A 380-nucleotide genomic window follows, 5' to 3' on the forward strand; every position below is an offset into this window, starting at 1 on the left:
TGATAAGCTTTAATAGCTTCTTCTGTAGCTTTACCATGTATACCATCAATCTTACCTTTATAATAACCTAGGGAAGACAAGACTTCTTGAAGTCCACCTATTAATTCAATATCAGGTACATATGTACCATTCAATTCTTTAATGGCTTTGTGATATCTACGTACGTACTCTTTTGTAGATATCTGGCCTGCTATCACTTCATCAGTAAGTCCTCCATGTTTCTTCACCTGGTCTACTACAGTAGAATGTCCAGCAAAGTAAGCGGCTATAGCATAATCTGTTTTCATATCTATTCCAGTTCTTCTTACATAAGATTTAACTAATTTATAATATCTGGAAGCTCCTATGGTTGCCTCTTCTAAAGTCATTTCAGGCTTGAC

The 380-nt window shown here is 35.5% G+C and carries 1 protein-coding gene; it reads right to left on the reverse strand.

Annotated features, from left to right (window positions below; genetic code table 11):
* The coding region (locus V0R37_RS21865; protein WP_420376524.1) for a peptidoglycan-binding domain-containing protein at positions 1-380 on the reverse strand (380 nt) is incomplete at both ends.

The sequence above is a fragment of the Pollutimonas rozaliensis genome (assembly GCF_048751585.1).
GTDB lineage: Bacteria > Pseudomonadota > Gammaproteobacteria > Burkholderiales > Burkholderiaceae_B.